At 42.5% G+C, this 14,557-nt stretch carries 23 protein-coding genes; 22 read left to right on the forward strand and 1 reads right to left on the reverse strand.

Annotated elements, in window-relative coordinates; all coding sequences use genetic code 11:
- Positions 1-15: 15 nt before the first annotated feature.
- The 18 genes from rplN to FTV43_RS07415 all read left to right on the forward strand — a co-directional run bounded on the left by rplN (position 16) and on the right by FTV43_RS07415 (position 10,141).
- Positions 16-384: a 50S ribosomal protein L14 gene (gene rplN, locus FTV43_RS07330; protein WP_001982634.1), complete on the forward strand. Its 369-nt coding sequence runs from the start codon at positions 16-18 to the stop codon at positions 382-384.
- A 9-nt stretch (positions 385-393) separates the two neighbouring features.
- On the forward strand, positions 394-711 hold the full coding sequence (gene rplX, locus FTV43_RS07335; RefSeq protein ID WP_004974717.1) for a 50S ribosomal protein L24: 318 nt from the start codon (positions 394-396) through the stop codon (positions 709-711).
- Between the two features lie 16 nt (positions 712-727).
- Positions 728-1,264, forward strand: coding sequence for a 50S ribosomal protein L5 (gene rplE / locus FTV43_RS07340; RefSeq protein ID WP_179995215.1), 537 nt, complete (start codon positions 728-730; stop codon positions 1,262-1,264).
- Positions 1,265-1,273: 9 nt separating this feature from the next.
- Entirely contained in the window at positions 1,274-1,579 is a 306-nt protein-coding gene (gene rpsN, locus FTV43_RS07345; protein ID WP_179995216.1) for a 30S ribosomal protein S14, read from the forward strand.
- Positions 1,580-1,591: 12 nt separating this feature from the next.
- On the forward strand, positions 1,592-1,987 hold the full coding sequence (gene rpsH, locus FTV43_RS07350) for a 30S ribosomal protein S8 (RefSeq protein ID WP_004974720.1): 396 nt from the start codon (positions 1,592-1,594) through the stop codon (positions 1,985-1,987).
- 16 nt (positions 1,988-2,003) lie between these two features.
- Positions 2,004-2,537, forward strand: coding sequence for a 50S ribosomal protein L6 (rplF, locus tag FTV43_RS07355; protein ID WP_004974722.1), 534 nt, complete (start codon positions 2,004-2,006; stop codon positions 2,535-2,537).
- A gap of 14 nt (positions 2,538-2,551) precedes the next feature.
- Positions 2,552-2,902 carry a 50S ribosomal protein L18 gene (gene rplR, locus FTV43_RS07360; RefSeq protein ID WP_004281497.1) on the forward strand — a complete coding sequence of 117 codons (351 nt, stop codon included), beginning with the start codon at positions 2,552-2,554 and terminating at the stop codon, positions 2,900-2,902.
- A gap of 2 nt (positions 2,903-2,904) precedes the next feature.
- Positions 2,905-3,402: a 30S ribosomal protein S5 gene (gene rpsE, locus FTV43_RS07365; protein ID WP_004974725.1), complete on the forward strand. Its 498-nt coding sequence runs from the start codon at positions 2,905-2,907 to the stop codon at positions 3,400-3,402.
- A 6-nt stretch (positions 3,403-3,408) separates the two neighbouring features.
- Positions 3,409-3,585: a 50S ribosomal protein L30 gene (gene rpmD, locus FTV43_RS07370; RefSeq protein ID WP_004786899.1), complete on the forward strand. Its 177-nt coding sequence runs from the start codon at positions 3,409-3,411 to the stop codon at positions 3,583-3,585.
- Between the two features lie 3 nt (positions 3,586-3,588).
- The gene (rplO, locus tag FTV43_RS07375; RefSeq protein ID WP_004974728.1) at positions 3,589-4,029 is read left to right on the forward strand and encodes a 50S ribosomal protein L15; all 441 of its coding nucleotides are present in this window, start codon (positions 3,589-3,591) and stop codon (positions 4,027-4,029) included.
- A 45-nt stretch (positions 4,030-4,074) separates the two neighbouring features.
- Positions 4,075-5,394, forward strand: a complete 1,320-nt coding sequence (gene secY, locus FTV43_RS07380) for a preprotein translocase subunit SecY (protein WP_179995237.1) — start codon at positions 4,075-4,077, stop codon at positions 5,392-5,394.
- A 20-nt stretch (positions 5,395-5,414) separates the two neighbouring features.
- Positions 5,415-5,531 (forward strand): 50S ribosomal protein L36, encoded by a 117-nt coding sequence (rpmJ, locus tag FTV43_RS07385; protein ID WP_000867907.1) that lies wholly within the window; start codon positions 5,415-5,417, stop codon positions 5,529-5,531.
- A gap of 107 nt (positions 5,532-5,638) precedes the next feature.
- Positions 5,639-5,995 (forward strand): 30S ribosomal protein S13, encoded by a 357-nt coding sequence (gene rpsM, locus FTV43_RS07390; protein WP_004974734.1) that lies wholly within the window; start codon positions 5,639-5,641, stop codon positions 5,993-5,995.
- A gap of 19 nt (positions 5,996-6,014) precedes the next feature.
- On the forward strand, positions 6,015-6,401 hold the full coding sequence (gene rpsK / locus FTV43_RS07395; RefSeq protein WP_001040166.1) for a 30S ribosomal protein S11: 387 nt from the start codon (positions 6,015-6,017) through the stop codon (positions 6,399-6,401).
- A gap of 12 nt (positions 6,402-6,413) precedes the next feature.
- Positions 6,414-7,040 carry a 30S ribosomal protein S4 gene (gene rpsD, locus FTV43_RS07400; protein ID WP_004974744.1) on the forward strand — a complete coding sequence of 209 codons (627 nt, stop codon included), beginning with the start codon at positions 6,414-6,416 and terminating at the stop codon, positions 7,038-7,040.
- Between the two features lie 17 nt (positions 7,041-7,057).
- Positions 7,058-8,065, forward strand: coding sequence for a DNA-directed RNA polymerase subunit alpha (gene rpoA, locus FTV43_RS07405; protein WP_004974745.1), 1,008 nt, complete (start codon positions 7,058-7,060; stop codon positions 8,063-8,065).
- An 18-nt stretch (positions 8,066-8,083) separates the two neighbouring features.
- Positions 8,084-8,449, forward strand: a complete 366-nt coding sequence (gene rplQ, locus FTV43_RS07410; protein ID WP_004974746.1) for a 50S ribosomal protein L17 — start codon at positions 8,084-8,086, stop codon at positions 8,447-8,449.
- Positions 8,450-8,650: 201 nt separating this feature from the next.
- A complete protein-coding gene (locus FTV43_RS07415) occupies positions 8,651-10,141 on the forward strand; it encodes an NAD(P)/FAD-dependent oxidoreductase (RefSeq protein WP_104852583.1) in 1,491 nt (496 codons plus the stop codon).
- Positions 10,142-10,216: 75 nt separating this feature from the next.
- Here FTV43_RS07415 and FTV43_RS07420 read toward each other — a convergent pair whose 3' ends face one another.
- A complete protein-coding gene (locus tag FTV43_RS07420) occupies positions 10,217-11,389 on the reverse strand; it encodes an acyl-CoA dehydrogenase family protein (RefSeq protein WP_104852582.1) in 1,173 nt (390 codons plus the stop codon).
- A gap of 185 nt (positions 11,390-11,574) precedes the next feature.
- Between FTV43_RS07420 and FTV43_RS07425 the strand changes: the two genes are divergently transcribed.
- From FTV43_RS07425 to rrtA, 4 genes are all read left to right on the forward strand, one after another.
- Positions 11,575-11,832 (forward strand): succinate dehydrogenase assembly factor 2, encoded by a 258-nt coding sequence (locus FTV43_RS07425; RefSeq protein WP_004974752.1) that lies wholly within the window; start codon positions 11,575-11,577, stop codon positions 11,830-11,832.
- Positions 11,825-12,247, forward strand: a complete 423-nt coding sequence (locus tag FTV43_RS07430; protein WP_131260582.1) for a protein YgfX — start codon at positions 11,825-11,827, stop codon at positions 12,245-12,247. Before FTV43_RS07425 ends, FTV43_RS07430 begins: the two co-directional genes overlap by 8 nt.
- A 445-nt stretch (positions 12,248-12,692) precedes the next feature.
- Positions 12,693-13,739, forward strand: coding sequence for a hypothetical protein (locus FTV43_RS07435; RefSeq protein ID WP_179995217.1), 1,047 nt, complete (start codon positions 12,693-12,695; stop codon positions 13,737-13,739).
- 103 nt (positions 13,740-13,842) lie between these two features.
- Entirely contained in the window at positions 13,843-14,424 is a 582-nt protein-coding gene (gene rrtA / locus FTV43_RS07440; protein WP_004974760.1) for a rhombosortase, read from the forward strand.
- Positions 14,425-14,557: the final 133 nt, after the last annotated feature.

The raw sequence follows: 14,557 nt of genomic DNA on the forward strand, positions 1-14,557 counted from the left end.
TTTTGGAGTAGGGCAATGATTCAAACCGAAACGATGCTTGACGTAGCTGACAACAGTGGTGCTCGCCGCGTACAATGTATTAAAGTACTAGGTGGTTCACATCGTCGTTATGCTTCTGTTGGCGACATTATTAAAGTTACTGTAAAAGAAGCTATTCCACGCGCACGTGTTAAAAAAGGTGACGTGATGAATGCTGTTGTTGTACGTACAAAGTTCGGTATTCGTCGTCCAGACGGTTCTGTGATCCGTTTTGATGATAACGCTGCTGTTATTTTGAATAACAACAAAGCACCGATTGCAACTCGTATTTTCGGACCAGTGACTCGTGAACTTCGTACTGAACAGTTCATGAAAATCATTTCATTGGCTCCTGAAGTTCTATAAGAGGCAATCATGGCTAAGATTAAAAAAGGCGATCAAGTAATTGTGATCGCAGGTAAAGAAAAAGGCAAACAGGGTACTGTTCTGTCAGTTTCTAATGACCGTGTTAAGGTCGAAGGTCTTAACTTGGTTAAGAAGCACCAGAAGCCAAACCGTGCTACGGGCGCTGAAGGCGGTATCGTAACGCAGGAAGCTTCGCTTCATATCTCAAACGTGGCAATTTTTAATGCTACAACCCAAAAGGCTGACCGTGTTGGTTACCAAACGATTGATGGCGTGAAAACTCGCGTTTATAAATCGAATGGTGAATCAGTGGCGGTGGCGAAGTAATAGGTTGAAATAGGCAATGGCCAGACTTAAAACACGTTACAATGACGAACTTAAGGCTCAATTACAAGAACAATTGGGCGTTAAGAATGTGATGGAGATCCCTCGCATCACTAAAATTACCATCAACATGGGTGTTGGTGCTGCAGCTGCTGACAAGAAATTGTTAGATGGCGCTCTTTCTGATATGCAAGCTATTGCTGGTCAAAAACCAATTTTAACATTAGCTCGTAAATCAATCGCTGGTTTTAAAATCCGTGATGGTTGGCCGATTGGTTGTAAAGTTACTTTACGCGGCGAACGTATGTACGAATTCTTAGACCGTTTGATCTCTATCGCGATCCCTCGTATCCGTGACTTCCGTGGTTTCTCTTCGAAATCATTTGATGGTCGTGGTAACTACTCTATGGGTCTCAAGGAACAAATCATGTTCCCTGAAATCGATTTCGATAAGATTGATCAAATTCGTGGTATGGACATCACCATTACTACGACTGCTCGCACCGATGACGAAGGCCGTGCGCTTATGCGTGCATTCGGCTTCCCGTTCAAATAAGAGGTCGATATGGCTAAGAAAGGTATGATTAATCGCGAATTGAAACGCGAAGCTACTGTTGCTAAATACGCTGCAAAACGTGCTGAATTAAAAGCAACGATTGCAAACGTAAATGCAAGCGAAGAAGAGCGTTTCGAAGCGATGATGAAATTACAAGCATTACCACGTAATGCGTCTCCAGTACGTCTTCGTAACCGTTGTGGTTTAACTGGTCGTCCTCATGGTTACTTCCGTAAGTTCGGTTTAAGCCGTAACAAATTACGTGACACAGTAATGCAAGGTGATGTACCGGGCGTTGTTAAGGCAAGCTGGTAAGGAGCACTATAAATGAGTATGCAAGATACCGTTGCCGACATGCTAACGCGTGTTCGTAACGCTCAAATGGCAAAGAAACAAACTGTTTCTATGCCTAATTCTAAGTTGAAGGTTGCTATTGCAAACGTACTTCAACAAGAAGGTTATATCGCAAATGTAGAAGTGGCTGACAACGAAGGCAAACCTACATTAACGATTACTTTAAAATACTATGAAGGCAAACCAGTTATCGAAACTGTGAAACGCGTAAGCCGTCCAGGTCTACGTCAGTATCGCGGTAAAGATGCACTTCCAAGCGTTAAGCAAGGTTTAGGTATTGCAATCGTTTCTACAAGCAAAGGCATCATGACTGATCGCGCTGCACGTGCTGCAGGTATCGGTGGTGAAGTTATTGCTTTTGTTTCTTAATAATAGGTGATTCCTCATGTCTCGTGTGGCTAAAGCCCCAGTAACTGTACCTAACGGTGTTACAGTTACTCAGAACGGCCGGCAGGTCGAAGTGAAAGGCAGCAAAGGTACATTGTCTTTCAACCTGCATGCGCTGGTCGAGCTAAAACAGGAAGACGGTATTTTAGCTATTGCTCCTAAAGCTGAGTCGAAAGACGCTTGGATGCAAGCTGGTACTGCTCGCGCTGTGCTTAACAACCTTGTAAAAGGTGTGAGCGAAGGCTTCGAACGTAAGTTGCAATTGATTGGTGTTGGTTATAAAGCTGCGGTAAAAGGTAACGTTGTTAACCTTAACCTTGGTTTTTCACACCCAATCGATTACACCCTTCCTGAAGGTGTGACTGCAGAAACTCCAACTGCAACTGAAATTATCCTTAAATCTGCTGATAAAGCAGCTTTAGGTCAAGTTGCTGCGGATATCCGTGGATACCGTCCACCAGAGCCATATAAAGGTAAAGGTGTTCGTTATTCGGATGAAGTTGTTCTTCGTAAAGAAGCTAAGAAGAAATAAGGCGCGAGGTTCTTATGAACGAAAAGAAACAATCCCGTTTGCGTCGTGCGAAAAGCACACGCTTGCACATCCGTGCATTGGGTGCGACTCGTTTGTGTGTAAACCGCACGCCGCGTCACATCTATGCTCAAGTTATTTCAGCAGATGGTGGCAAAGTTTTAGCGCAAGCTTCAACTTTAGATGCTACTTTACGTGCTGGTACAACTGGTAACGTTGAAGCAGCTCAAAAAGTAGGTGCTTTAATTGCAGAACGCGCGAAAGCAGCTGGCGTAACTAAAGTTGCGTTTGACCGTTCTGGTTTTAAATATCATGGTCGTATCAAAGCCTTGGCTGATGCTGCTCGTGAAAACGGCTTGGAGTTCTAATCATGGCTAAAGTTGAACAAAACGAAGGTCTTGTTGAAAAGCTGGTTGCCGTTGATCGCGTAGCCAAAGTTGTTAAAGGTGGTCGTATCTTCTCTTTCACAGCATTAACTGTTGTGGGTGATGGTAATGGTCGCGTAGGTTTTGGTCGTGGTAAAGCACGTGAAGTTCCAGCTGCTATTTCTAAAGCACTTGAAGCTGCACGTCGTAACATGATCACTATCGAATTGGCAGATGGTACTTTACAACACCCGATTCATGCGCGTCATGGTGCAAGCCGTGTTTACATGCAGCCAGCATCTGAAGGTACTGGTGTAATTGCGGGTGGTTCTATGCGTGCAGTTTTAGAAGCTGCAGGTGTACGTAACGTATTGACTAAATGCCGTGGTTCTACTAACGCTGCAAACGTAGTGAACGCAACTTTCAACGGTTTGCGTGACATGACAACTCCTGAAAAGGTTGCTGCGAAACGTGGTCTTTCAGTAGAACAAATTCAAGGGTAATCAATCATGAAAACGATTAAAGTTACCCAGACTAAATCTGCATCGCACCGCTTGAAAAATCACAAGCTTAGCCTTAAAGGTTTAGGTCTGCGTCGTATTGGTCATACTGTAGAAGTGCAAGATACGCCTTCTAACCGTGGTATGATCAACCAAGTCTACTATATGGTTAGTGTAGAGGAATAAGCCATGACTCTGCGTTTAAATGAACTTGCACCTGCAGAAGGTGCTAAGCGTGAAGCCCGTCGTTTAGGCCGTGGTATCGGTTCTGGCGTTGGTAAGACTGGTGGTCGTGGTATCAAAGGTCAAAACTCACGTAAGAGCGGTGGTACACGTCCTGGATTCGAAGGTGGTCAAACTGCGTTATATCGTCGTTTACCTAAATTCGGTTTCACTAGCCAAATCGCTTTGAAAACTGCTGAAGTACGTTTATCTGAGCTTGCTAAAGTGGAAGGCGACATCGTTAGCCTTGAAACATTAAAAGCAGCGAACGTTGTACGTAAAGATATGGCTCGTGCTCGTATCGTACTTTCTGGTGAAATTACTCGCGCATTCACTATTCAAGGTGTTGCTGTGACTAAAGGCGCTAAAGCTGCTGTTGAAGCGGCTGGCGGTAAAGTCGAGGAGTAATCCCCAGTGTCTATGTCTCCTAGTTCTTCAGGTCATGTTCACATGATGAAAGGCCAACCATTTCACGTGAAATACCGTGAAATTATACGCCGAATGATGTTTCTCATTGGTGCGTTATTGGTATTTCGACTAGGAGCGCATATTCCAGTACCAGGCATTAATAATGCCGCACTTGAACAATTGTTTAATGCAAACCAAGGTACAATCCTTGGTTTGTTTAACATGTTTTCGGGTGGTGCATTAGAGCGGATGTCGATTCTTGCTTTAGGGATCATGCCATACATTTCTGCTTCGATTATCGTACAGTTGATGTCTACCGTGGTTCCTTCGCTTGAAGCTTTGAAAAAAGAAGGCGAGCAAGGTAAACGCAAAATTAATCAATATACGCGCCAAGGCACATTGTTTCTTGCACTTGTGCAAGCGATTGGGATGTGTGCAGGTCTGATTGGTCAAGGTATTACCTTAACGTCAGGTCTGGCTTTTTACGTTCCAGCTGTTACCTCTTTGGTTGCAGGCACAATGTTCCTAATGTGGTTGGGTGAACAAATTACCGAACGCGGAGTGGGCAATGGTATTTCCATGATCATTTTCGCAGGTATTGTTGCAGGCTTGCCTAATTTAATTATGCAATCCTTCACATCTATTGATAGTGGCCAGACAAGCCTGATTGGTTTGGCAATTTTTGGTTTATTGTCTTTGGGTGTACTTGCAGCAATTGTGTTTATTGAGAAGGCGCAGCGTCGTATTCCAGTAAACTATGCCCAAAAACAACAAGGTCGTCGTGTATTTACTGCTCAGCAAACGCATTTGCCATTAAAAATTAATATGGCAGGTGTGATTCCAGCAATTTTTGCCAGTTCATTGCTTTTGTTCCCAGCGAGCTTAGGTCAATGGGTCGGCAGTGCGGACCCTAATGCTGGATTAATCAAGCGTAGTCTACAAGACTTGGCATTGGTATTGTCGCCTGGACAACCGTTGTATTTGGTGCTCTTTGGTGCGTTAATTATCTTTTTCTGTTACTTCTACACTGCGCTGGTTTTCAGCCCTAAAGAAGTTTCGGAAAACTTGAAACGCAGCGGAGCTTATGTGCCTGGTATTCGCCCAGGTGAGCAAACTGCTCGTTACTTAGATCATATTCTCAGTCGTTTGACCTTTATTGGCGCGATTTACATCACTGTAGTCTGCTTAATGCCGATGATTCTACAAAGCTCATTTGGAATTCCATTTAGCTTAGGTGGTACATCATTATTAATCGTTGTAGTGGTTGTGATGGACTTTATGGCTCAGCTTCAAGCACATCTCACCTCGCACCAGTACGATAATCAAACGTTAATGAGAAAAACGACTGCTCATCCTAAGGGATAAGCGCACTTAGAGGTTTCATCATGAAAGTACAAGCTTCTGTAAAGAAAATTTGTGGTAGCTGCAAAGTTATCCGTCGTAATGGGGTTATTCGCGTAATTTGCAGCGCAGAACCTCGTCATAAGCAGCGTCAAGGTTAATTTGATTAAGACCTGTTGATTTCAGTAGGCTAATTAGGTTATTATCCGCCCCTCAAGATTTTTGTGGGGCGGTTGATTATCTTAACTGCCTTTTTGGAGAAAATTGAATGGCTCGTATTGCCGGTGTAAACATTCCGGATAACAAGCACGCTGTTATCTCTCTCACTTATATCTTTGGTATTGGTCGCCACACTGCTAAGACTATCTTAGCTGCTGCTGGTATCGCACCAACAACAAAGATCCGTGAATTAGATGACGCTCAGCTTGATGCGATTCGTGCAGAAGTTGCTAAGGTTCCGACCGAAGGTGACTTACGTCGCGAAATTTCCATGAACATTAAACGTTTAATGGATTTAGGCTGCTACCGCGGTCTTCGTCATCGTCGCAGCTTGCCTGTCCGTGGTCAACGCACCAAAACTAACGCACGTACCCGTAAAGGTCCGCGCAAACCGATTAAGAAATAAGATTTCTGGAAGCTAAAAGATGGCTAAAGATACTCGCACACGCAAGAAGGTCACTCGTACCGTCTCTGAAGGTGTTGCACACATTCACGCTTCTTTTAATAACACCATTGTGACCATTACCGATCGTCAAGGTAATGCACTGGCTTGGGCTACCTCAGGTGGACAAGGCTTCCGTGGATCACGTAAATCAACTCCGTTCGCTGCTCAGGTAGCTGCTGAAGTTGCTGGTAAAGCTGCTTTAGATTACGGTTTGAAAAACTTGGACGTCCTTGTGAAAGGTCCTGGTCCAGGTCGTGAGTCTGCGGTTCGTGCATTAGGTGCAGTGGGTTATAAAATTAACAGCATTACCGATGTGACTCCAATCCCTCACAACGGTTGCCGTCCACCTAAAAAACGTCGCGTGTAAGGAGAAACATTCATGGCTCGTTATATTGGTCCAAAATGCAAACTCTCTCGCCGCGAAGGGACAGACCTGCAACTAAAATCTGGCGTTAAACCATTTGACGTCAAAACTAAAAAACACGCTAAAGCTCCTGGCCAACATGGCGGGGCTCGTGGTGGTAAGCAATCTGAGTACTCACTACAATTACGTGAAAAACAAAAAGTACGTCGTATGTACGGTGTTTTAGAGCGTCAATTTAGTAACTACTATAAAGAAGCTGCTCGTGTGAAAGGCGCAACAGGTGAAAACTTGTTGAAATTGCTCGAAAGCCGTCTTGATAACGTTGTTTATCGCATGGGTTTTGGTTCTACACGTGCAGAAGCTCGTCAGCTTGTATCTCACCGTAGCATTACTTTAAATGGTCGTCGTGTTAACATTGCGTCTATTCAAGTTAAAGCTGGTGATGTAATTGCAGTTCACGAAGGTGCAAAACAACAATTACGTATTAAAAACGCAATTGAATTGGCTGCTCAACGTGGTATCCCTTCATGGATGGAAGTTGACCATTCTAAATTTGAAGGTACGTTTAAAGCTGCACCAGATCGTTCTGATTTACCTGCTGAAATCAACGAAAGCTTGATTGTAGAATTGTATTCTAAATAATCCTTGAGGTAGCAATAATGACGCGTACTGCAAATGAGTTTCTTACTCCGCAAGCGATCAAGGTCGAAGCGGCAAGCGGGACCTCGGCAAAAGTTATTCTAGAACCATTAGAGCGTGGCTTTGGTCACACTCTTGGTAATGCTTTACGTCGCATCCTTCTTTCTTCTTTACCTGGCGCAGCTGTGGTAGAAGTTGAAATTGAAGGTGTCGAGCACGAGTACAGTACTTTGGAAGGCTTGCAGCAGGACATCGTCGAGCTCTTGCTGAACCTGAAAGGATTGTCTATTAAGCTGTTCGATCAAAATGAAGCTTATTTGACATTGGAAAAACAAGGTCCAGGCGATGTAACTGCTGCAGACCTTCGTTTACCGCATAATGTTGAAGTGGTTAACCCTGAACACTTGATTGGCACTTTAAGTGCTACAGGCAATTTAAAAATGCGCCTGAAAGTTGCTCAAGGTCGTGGTTATGAAACATCTGATTCACGTTTCCCAGAAGGCGAAACTCGCCCTGTAGGTCGTTTGCAGTTAGATGCTTCTTATAGCCCAATCAAACGTGTGTCTTACATCGTAGAAAATGCGCGTGTAGAACAACGTACTGACCTTGACAAGTTGATCATTGATCTTGAAACCAATGGTACAGTTGATCCAGAAGAAGCGATCCGCAAAGCGGCAACAATCTTGCAACAACAAATTGCAATTTTTGTTGATCTTCAGAAAGATCAAGCTCCTGTTGCTCAAGAGCCTCGTGAAGAAGTTGACCCAATCTTGCTTCGTCCAGTAGATGATCTAGAGCTTACTGTTCGTTCTGCTAACTGTTTGAAAGCAGAAAATATTTACTACATTGGTGATCTTGTACAGCGTACTGAGGTTGAGCTACTTAAAACGCCTAACTTGGGTAAAAAATCGCTTACAGAGATCAAAGATGTTCTGGCTTCTAAAGGCTTACAGCTCGGCATGCGTTTAGAGAACTGGCCACCGGCTAGTCTCCGTATGGACGATCGTTTCGCCTATCGTAGCCGTTAATTAAGTAGGACTATCACCATGCGTCATCGTAATAGTGGTGTGAAATTAGGCCGTACAAGCAGCCATCGCAAAGCGATGTTCCAAAACTTGGCTAATTCTTTGTTCGAACACGAGTTAATCAAAACAACTGTTCCTAAAGCAAAAGAATTACGTCGTGTTGCTGAGCCTTTAATCACTTTAGCTAAAAACGATACAGTAGCAAACCGTCGTTTAGCGTTTGCTCGTACTCGTTCAGCAGCAACTGTTGGTAAATTATTTACCGTTCTTGGCCCTCGTTACAAAGAGCGTAACGGCGGTTATCTACGTGTTCTTAAAGCGGGCTTCCGTGCGGGTGATGCTGCACCGATGGCTTACGTTGAGCTTGTAGATCGCGAAGTTAAATAATTTCGCCAAGAATAACGCACGTTGTTCAGAAAAAGACCGGTTTTACCGGTCTTTTTTTATGAAAAAAATATATTGAATCTCAATAAATGATGAAATTGTCCCGAATTGATATAAATTTTAGTAACTTTTGCTAAACTTGACATTGTGTATTGTCAAATTTATGCTTTAATAAAAAACATCATTCAAGCTGGACAATAAAACATGGATAAGCAGGTTGATATATTAATTATTGGGGCAGGGATTTCGGGCATTGGTGTAGCAGCACATTTAAGTCAAAACTGCCCACAGCGTTCTTTTGAAATTATTGAGCGTCGTCAAAGTTTTGGTGGCACTTGGGATTTATTCCAATATCCGGGCATTCGTTCAGATTCGGATATGTCGACTTTTGGTTATAATTTTAAGCCTTGGAAAAAAACCAATGTACTTGCCGATGGCGCATCTATCAAAGACTATCTAGAAGAAGTCATTCAAGAAAAAGCCTTACACTCAAAAATTCATTTTCAGCATCGTGTGTTATCTGCCAATTATGACTCTCAAACACGTAAGTGGACGTTACGTATAGAAAATGCAGTGCAACAGATTGAAACTTGGGTGGCTAATTTTGTTTTAGGTTGCACAGGCTATTACAATTACGATCAAGGTTTTCAGCCTGACTTTCCGAATCAGCAGGCGTTTAAAGGCACATTTATCCACCCTCAGCATTGGCCTGAAAATTTAGATTATCGTGGTAAAAAGGTCTTAATTATTGGTAGTGGTGCAACCGCCATTACCTTAGTCCCTGCCATGTCGAAAGGTGGTGCAGCGCATGTCACCATGCTGCAACGCTCACCGACATATATTGCTTCAGTGCCTGCAATGGATTTTGTTTATCAGCAAATGCGTAAAGTTTTGCCTGAAGATGTTGCTTACAAAATCACGCGCGCACGTAATATTGGCATGCAACGCGCAATTTATGCTTTAGCACAAAAACAGCCGAAATTACTGCGGACTTTGTTGCTGAAATCTATCCAAATGCAGCTCAAAGGCAAGGTGGATATGAAGCATTTCACGCCACATTATAATCCGTGGGATCAGCGTTTATGTGTTGTGCCTGATGGTGATTTATTTAAGATTTTACGCGAAGGGCATGCCTCGATTGAAACTGATCAAATTGCAAGTTTTACTGAAACAGGTGTGCAATTAAAATCAGGTAAGCATCTGGATGCCGATATTATTGTCTCTGCCACTGGTTTGAATATTCAGATTCTAGGTGGTATTCAAGCCACAATTGATGGTGTGCCTTTAGACACTTCGAAGCACATGCTATATCAAGGTGTGATGATCAGCGATGTACCGAATATGGCGATGATTATTGGCTATATTAATGCCTCTTGGACGCTTAAAGTGGATGTGGCTGCGGATTATATTTGTCGTTTGCTCAATTATATGGATCGACAAGGTTATGACGAGGTAATTCCTCAAGGTGACAAAACAGAGTTATTGGAAGATACGGTGATGGGCAGTTTGAGTTCGGGCTATATCGCGCGTGCTGCTGATGTGATGCCAAAGCAAGGCAAACATGCGCCATGGCGAGTGACCAACAATTACTTAGAAGATCGCAAAACTTTAAAACAAGCAAGTTTTGAAGATGGTATTTTAAAATTCAAACAAGCTGTGCCTGCACAGCAGCGTAAACCTAAATTAGTGTCTTAAATCGTTGGGTGCAAAAATAATATGGCACAAGAAATTTAAAATTGCTTGCGCCATTTTTATGTTGAGGTGGAAATTTTATAAAGAACGTGAAATCAGCTCTTTCATAATTTCATTGGTGCCTGCATAAATACGATTGGCCCGATTGTCTAAGTAAGCACGTGCAATTGGATACTCAAGCATATAGCCATAACCACCATGCAGTTGTAGACATTCATCCACCACTTTGGAGTACATCTCTGAAATTTTATATTTGGCGGCCGCTGCAGCTTCAACACTGAGCTGATCTTGAAGTTGTAACTGCATACATTGATCTAAAAAAGCACGACAGAAATCAATTTCGGTGCGTAATTCTGCCAGTTTAAAGCGCGTATTTTGAAAGCTATGAATACTTTTGCCAAAGGCTTGACGTTGCTGAGTATATTGCAGTGTATGTGCAAAAGCAGCTTCTGCACCTGCTTGGCAAATAATCGCGACAATTAAGCGTTCCCAAGCCAGTTCTTTCATCAGCATGATAAAGCCCATGCCTTCTGCACCCAATAAATTGCTGCGAGGCACGCGGACATTATCAAAAAATAATTCGCAAGTGTCCTGACCTTTCATACCAATTTTATTCAGTGGTTTGCCTTTGCTAAATCCCGCACGGTCTGCTTCTACCAATATTAAAGACAGATTGGCTGAACCTTTGTCTGTGTTCGCTGTTTTACATACCACAATCGCCATGTCGCACAAATAGCCGTTGGTAATAAAAATTTTAGAACCATTAATCACGTATTCATCGCCATCCAATACCGCAGAGGTACGCACAGCTTGTAAGTCTGAACCTGTACCGGGTTCGGTCATGGCAATCGCGGTTATCACTTCGCCTGTGGCCATGCGGGGTAACCAGTGTTGTTTTTGTTCAGTTGTGCCAAAGTTATTAATGTAATTGGCGACAATATCTGAATGCAGTGAAAAACCGGTAGCACTGTCACCTGCATAGGCTTGTTCTTCAATCAAAATCATGCTGTATAAGCGGTCTACCCCTGAACCTGCATATTCTTCAGGCATGGTGCTACACAGCAAACCCAAAGTACCTGCTTTACGCCATAGCTCACGGTCTACATGCTGCTGCGCTTCAAATTTTTCAGTATGGGGGATGACTTCCTGCAAATAGAATTTTCGTACCAAATCACGAAAACTGTCGTGTTCAGCACTGAATAAGGTGCGCGGTAACATATTGGCAATGGGGCGAATTGCGGCAGATTGCATGGTTTTATCTTCCTGATGTTGTTATTTTGAATTCACCTTAGAAGAATTTATAGGGGGCAACAAGGTGCAAAAGTTTCAATTGCAAATGAAAGATGATGCTTTTGGTCAATGCTGCATAAAAGTCATCGAAACTTTAAAAGGGGTCGGTTAAACTAGCCTGAGTTTAATTTTAATGGGGAAACCGCATGAGTGATGACATCAGCTTAGAAGAACGTAAAGTGATTTACCGTGCCCGTCGTGGTTTAAAGGAAATTGATGTCTATTTTGACCCGTATGTGAAAAATCATTATTTGACTGCCAGTGCGGAAGAAAAACAAATGTTTGCCGATTTGGTTGAGCAGGAAGACCCAGATTTATTGGATTGGTTTATGGAAGTGTCTGAGCCACCACGTCCTGAGTTGAAAGATTTTATCCGTAAACTAAAGCATTATGTGCATGGCTAAGCAGCAGTTTCAGCTGAAACCTAGTGTCATCGCAATAGTGTTTCAGCTGATGATCGCTCTACTCATCGTTTGGCTTTTACTACAAGTGTTAAAGCCATGGCTTAGCGTTGTATGTATTGTCATTATGGGCTGGACATATTTTAAATTTGTTCGTGCAAACCGAATTGTTGGTTTAGATCAATTAGATGACCGTGAATGGTCAATTTCCTATCTCGCGCCTCGTGTAGTATCACAACAGATTAAAAGCACAGCTCGCCAAATTGAAATTCAGCGTGTGCAACTGCGTCAAGTGATAGATCATCAAATTTATATCGTCATGGAATTTCAGCAAGCCTTTAAACCTGTGGTGATTTGGTGTGATCAGGTTTCCAAGGCGGAATGGAAGGCTCTAAAAGTATTGGCGAAAATGCTCTAATTTACAGACAGCTGTATATTTTTATAATAATAAAAAACTATAAGTATCATAAAGATAAAATTATCATCTATTTTTCATGTCCTGATCAGTCATCTTATATTGGCATAAAAGATTACACATATCCCTATTTTCAGTTATATTCATTCCAGACAAGTGTAGATCAATACAAATCAGATTCCTGAGATGTGTAGATTTAAATTTAGTCGAAAGATTTTTTAAGATAAGCCCGAATTGGGCATCAGTTAATAAGTAGCATGTGCTGAACCGTCGCAATGCTACTTTTTTTTGCCTAAATTTTGTCGGATGACAGATTACAGTCAATTTTCAAGACTGAAAAACATGGCAAAGTTATCTATCTGAAGCTGAAGCAAGATGCTTTTATTCAGATATTGCTTCTGCTATGTTTGTTGCAATGGACATAAACACAATTATAGAGGACAGGAAAATGTCGCAAGTCCAAAAAATAGGCCAGGGTGTGGCCGTATTCGCAATCACAAGTTTATTATTATCAGGTTGTTCACAAGTGGTTAAAACGGGAGCGAATGTCGCGCTTGGTTTTACTGAAAAGCATATTGTGCCGCCAATTTTGGCCATGGAAGATGCTGAAATGGTGTGTAATTCTGGTAACTCACTTACACCAGCCATTATGGCCACCAAAGACATGGGTGCAGACCCGACACGTGTTGCAGTATTGATGTACTCGGCTGCAGGAATTTGTGCTGAAGAAAAAGCTTTGGATGCTGAATTGCGTTATTTACGTGCAGCAAAAGCAGGGCAAGTGGGCGAAGCGCAAGATGCGCGGATTCAGCAAAAACGTTGGGCGGCTTTGGCGGCACAGCGCCAATACACAGGCTATCAATTGTTTCAGCATCGTTGGGAAAAGAAATATCGGAAACCTTTGGGCGAAGGTTGTCCAAAAATGAACAGTGATATTGATCAAACTGTGTATATGTTGGGGATGTTGAGTGGCTTGCAAGCCATGACCAATGATATTAATTCAGGCGGGGCAGTGCATGTGCCTAAAGATATTGCCGCGATTGTTGAACGTGGTATGACCTGTTTAAACAATGAAAAATTCTGGGGCGCACCAGAGGCTACACGTGCCGTAATTTGGACTTTGCTTCCAGGTGCGGGAGATGGCAAACCTGATCCGTATCAAACCTTAAAGCAGTCGATGCAAATTGGTGAAAATAAAGGGGTGCGTTTATCACACGCTTTATATGCGGTTGCTGCCCAAGCCGGTGGTGAAGATGCCAAAATCCGCGATGCACTCAAAGCCTTTTCTAATGCACGCAGTGACGAAAAACCTGTAAATCCACAATTTAAATTGATTGATGCCATGGCGGGAAGCATGGTACAAGGAATTTCAGACCGTTACTGGACTGAACATACAGGTGTGCGTACGGGTGATCAGCAACGTTTCTGGGATGAGCAAGATGATTCATCTGAATTAGATGATTTATTTAATGAGGATACGGCAGCTCAATTGTAAAAATATCAAGATTGCCCAATTCAATATAGACAAGAAGTTTTAGGATTGGGCAATCCGTTTGCCGAAGCACATAACAAGAATAATTTGGAGGATGCAAGCGCCTATGCAATATTCATCTCAATTTCTCAGTCGAAAAATTGTGTTTATTGCGGCATGTATGTCGGTTTCGGCATGTTTGCAGATTTTTGCAGAGCATTTTATTTATTGGTCTACACATTTATTGGATGAATTTTGGCGCTTATGGACAGGGCATTGGGTGCATGTGGGCTGGATTCATTATTTACTCAATATGATCGCGTTTGCCTGTTTACCTTTTATTTTTCCGCATGCCAAAGTATGGCACTTTGTGGCGCTTTTGTTGGTACTACCGCCAGCGATTAGTCTGAGTTTCTATTACTTCCTTGCCGATATTAATGCCTATGCAGGACTTTCTGGGGTGTTGCATGGTGCTTATGTGGCGGTGGCATGTGTGCATTTGCTTTATAAAAAAGAACGTGGCTTTGCCACATTGGTCTTGCTGCTTATTTTATCTAAACTGATTTGGGAAAATACAGTGGGCAGTTTGGGTACAGCAGAATTAATCGGCAGTCCTGTATTAGTTGAGGCACATTTATTGGGGGTGATTTGGGGAGTAATTTTTGCACTGGCTTATATTATTTGGGCCTATTGCATTGATCCGCATTAAAATTACATCAAAATGATGGCAAAAAGGGCTCACAAAAAATCTCACAATTGACCATTTTTACTTAAAAGAAAATCTATATTGTCATTTTAAAAATAACGACGCTCATGCACATTTAAACTGAATACAAAAATGC

This window comes from Acinetobacter sp. YH16053, from assembly GCF_013417035.1.
GTDB classification, from domain to species: Bacteria; Pseudomonadota; Gammaproteobacteria; order Pseudomonadales; family Moraxellaceae; genus Acinetobacter; species Acinetobacter towneri.

What these genes read in the sequence shown, in the direction of transcription:
- rplN (WP_001982634.1), top strand. Translation starts at nt 16, where the DNA reads ATGATTCAAACCGAAACGATGCTTGACGTAGCTGACAACAGTGGTGCT.
- rplX (WP_004974717.1), top strand. Translation starts at nt 394, where the DNA reads ATGGCTAAGATTAAAAAAGGCGATCAAGTAATTGTGATCGCAGGTAAA.
- rplE (WP_179995215.1), top strand. Translation starts at nt 728, where the DNA reads ATGGCCAGACTTAAAACACGTTACAATGACGAACTTAAGGCTCAATTA.
- rpsN (WP_179995216.1), top strand. Translation starts at nt 1,274, where the DNA reads ATGGCTAAGAAAGGTATGATTAATCGCGAATTGAAACGCGAAGCTACT.
- rpsH (WP_004974720.1), top strand. Translation starts at nt 1,592, where the DNA reads ATGAGTATGCAAGATACCGTTGCCGACATGCTAACGCGTGTTCGTAAC.
- rplF (WP_004974722.1), top strand. Translation starts at nt 2,004, where the DNA reads ATGTCTCGTGTGGCTAAAGCCCCAGTAACTGTACCTAACGGTGTTACA.
- rplR (WP_004281497.1), top strand. Translation starts at nt 2,552, where the DNA reads ATGAACGAAAAGAAACAATCCCGTTTGCGTCGTGCGAAAAGCACACGC.
- rpsE (WP_004974725.1), top strand. Translation starts at nt 2,905, where the DNA reads ATGGCTAAAGTTGAACAAAACGAAGGTCTTGTTGAAAAGCTGGTTGCC.
- rpmD (WP_004786899.1), top strand. Translation starts at nt 3,409, where the DNA reads ATGAAAACGATTAAAGTTACCCAGACTAAATCTGCATCGCACCGCTTG.
- rplO (WP_004974728.1), top strand. Translation starts at nt 3,589, where the DNA reads ATGACTCTGCGTTTAAATGAACTTGCACCTGCAGAAGGTGCTAAGCGT.
- secY (WP_179995237.1), top strand. Translation starts at nt 4,075, where the DNA reads ATGAAAGGCCAACCATTTCACGTGAAATACCGTGAAATTATACGCCGA.
- rpmJ (WP_000867907.1), top strand. Translation starts at nt 5,415, where the DNA reads ATGAAAGTACAAGCTTCTGTAAAGAAAATTTGTGGTAGCTGCAAAGTT.
- rpsM (WP_004974734.1), top strand. Translation starts at nt 5,639, where the DNA reads ATGGCTCGTATTGCCGGTGTAAACATTCCGGATAACAAGCACGCTGTT.
- rpsK (WP_001040166.1), top strand. Translation starts at nt 6,015, where the DNA reads ATGGCTAAAGATACTCGCACACGCAAGAAGGTCACTCGTACCGTCTCT.
- rpsD (WP_004974744.1), top strand. Translation starts at nt 6,414, where the DNA reads ATGGCTCGTTATATTGGTCCAAAATGCAAACTCTCTCGCCGCGAAGGG.
- rpoA (WP_004974745.1), top strand. Translation starts at nt 7,058, where the DNA reads ATGACGCGTACTGCAAATGAGTTTCTTACTCCGCAAGCGATCAAGGTC.
- rplQ (WP_004974746.1), top strand. Translation starts at nt 8,084, where the DNA reads ATGCGTCATCGTAATAGTGGTGTGAAATTAGGCCGTACAAGCAGCCAT.
- FTV43_RS07415 (WP_104852583.1), top strand. Translation starts at nt 8,651, where the DNA reads ATGGATAAGCAGGTTGATATATTAATTATTGGGGCAGGGATTTCGGGC.
- FTV43_RS07420 (WP_104852582.1), bottom strand. Translation starts at nt 11,389, where the DNA reads ATGCAATCTGCCGCAATTCGCCCCATTGCCAATATGTTACCGCGCACC.
- FTV43_RS07425 (WP_004974752.1), top strand. Translation starts at nt 11,575, where the DNA reads ATGAGTGATGACATCAGCTTAGAAGAACGTAAAGTGATTTACCGTGCC.
- FTV43_RS07430 (WP_131260582.1), top strand. Translation starts at nt 11,825, where the DNA reads ATGGCTAAGCAGCAGTTTCAGCTGAAACCTAGTGTCATCGCAATAGTG.
- FTV43_RS07435 (WP_179995217.1), top strand. Translation starts at nt 12,693, where the DNA reads ATGTCGCAAGTCCAAAAAATAGGCCAGGGTGTGGCCGTATTCGCAATC.
- rrtA (WP_004974760.1), top strand. Translation starts at nt 13,843, where the DNA reads ATGCAATATTCATCTCAATTTCTCAGTCGAAAAATTGTGTTTATTGCG.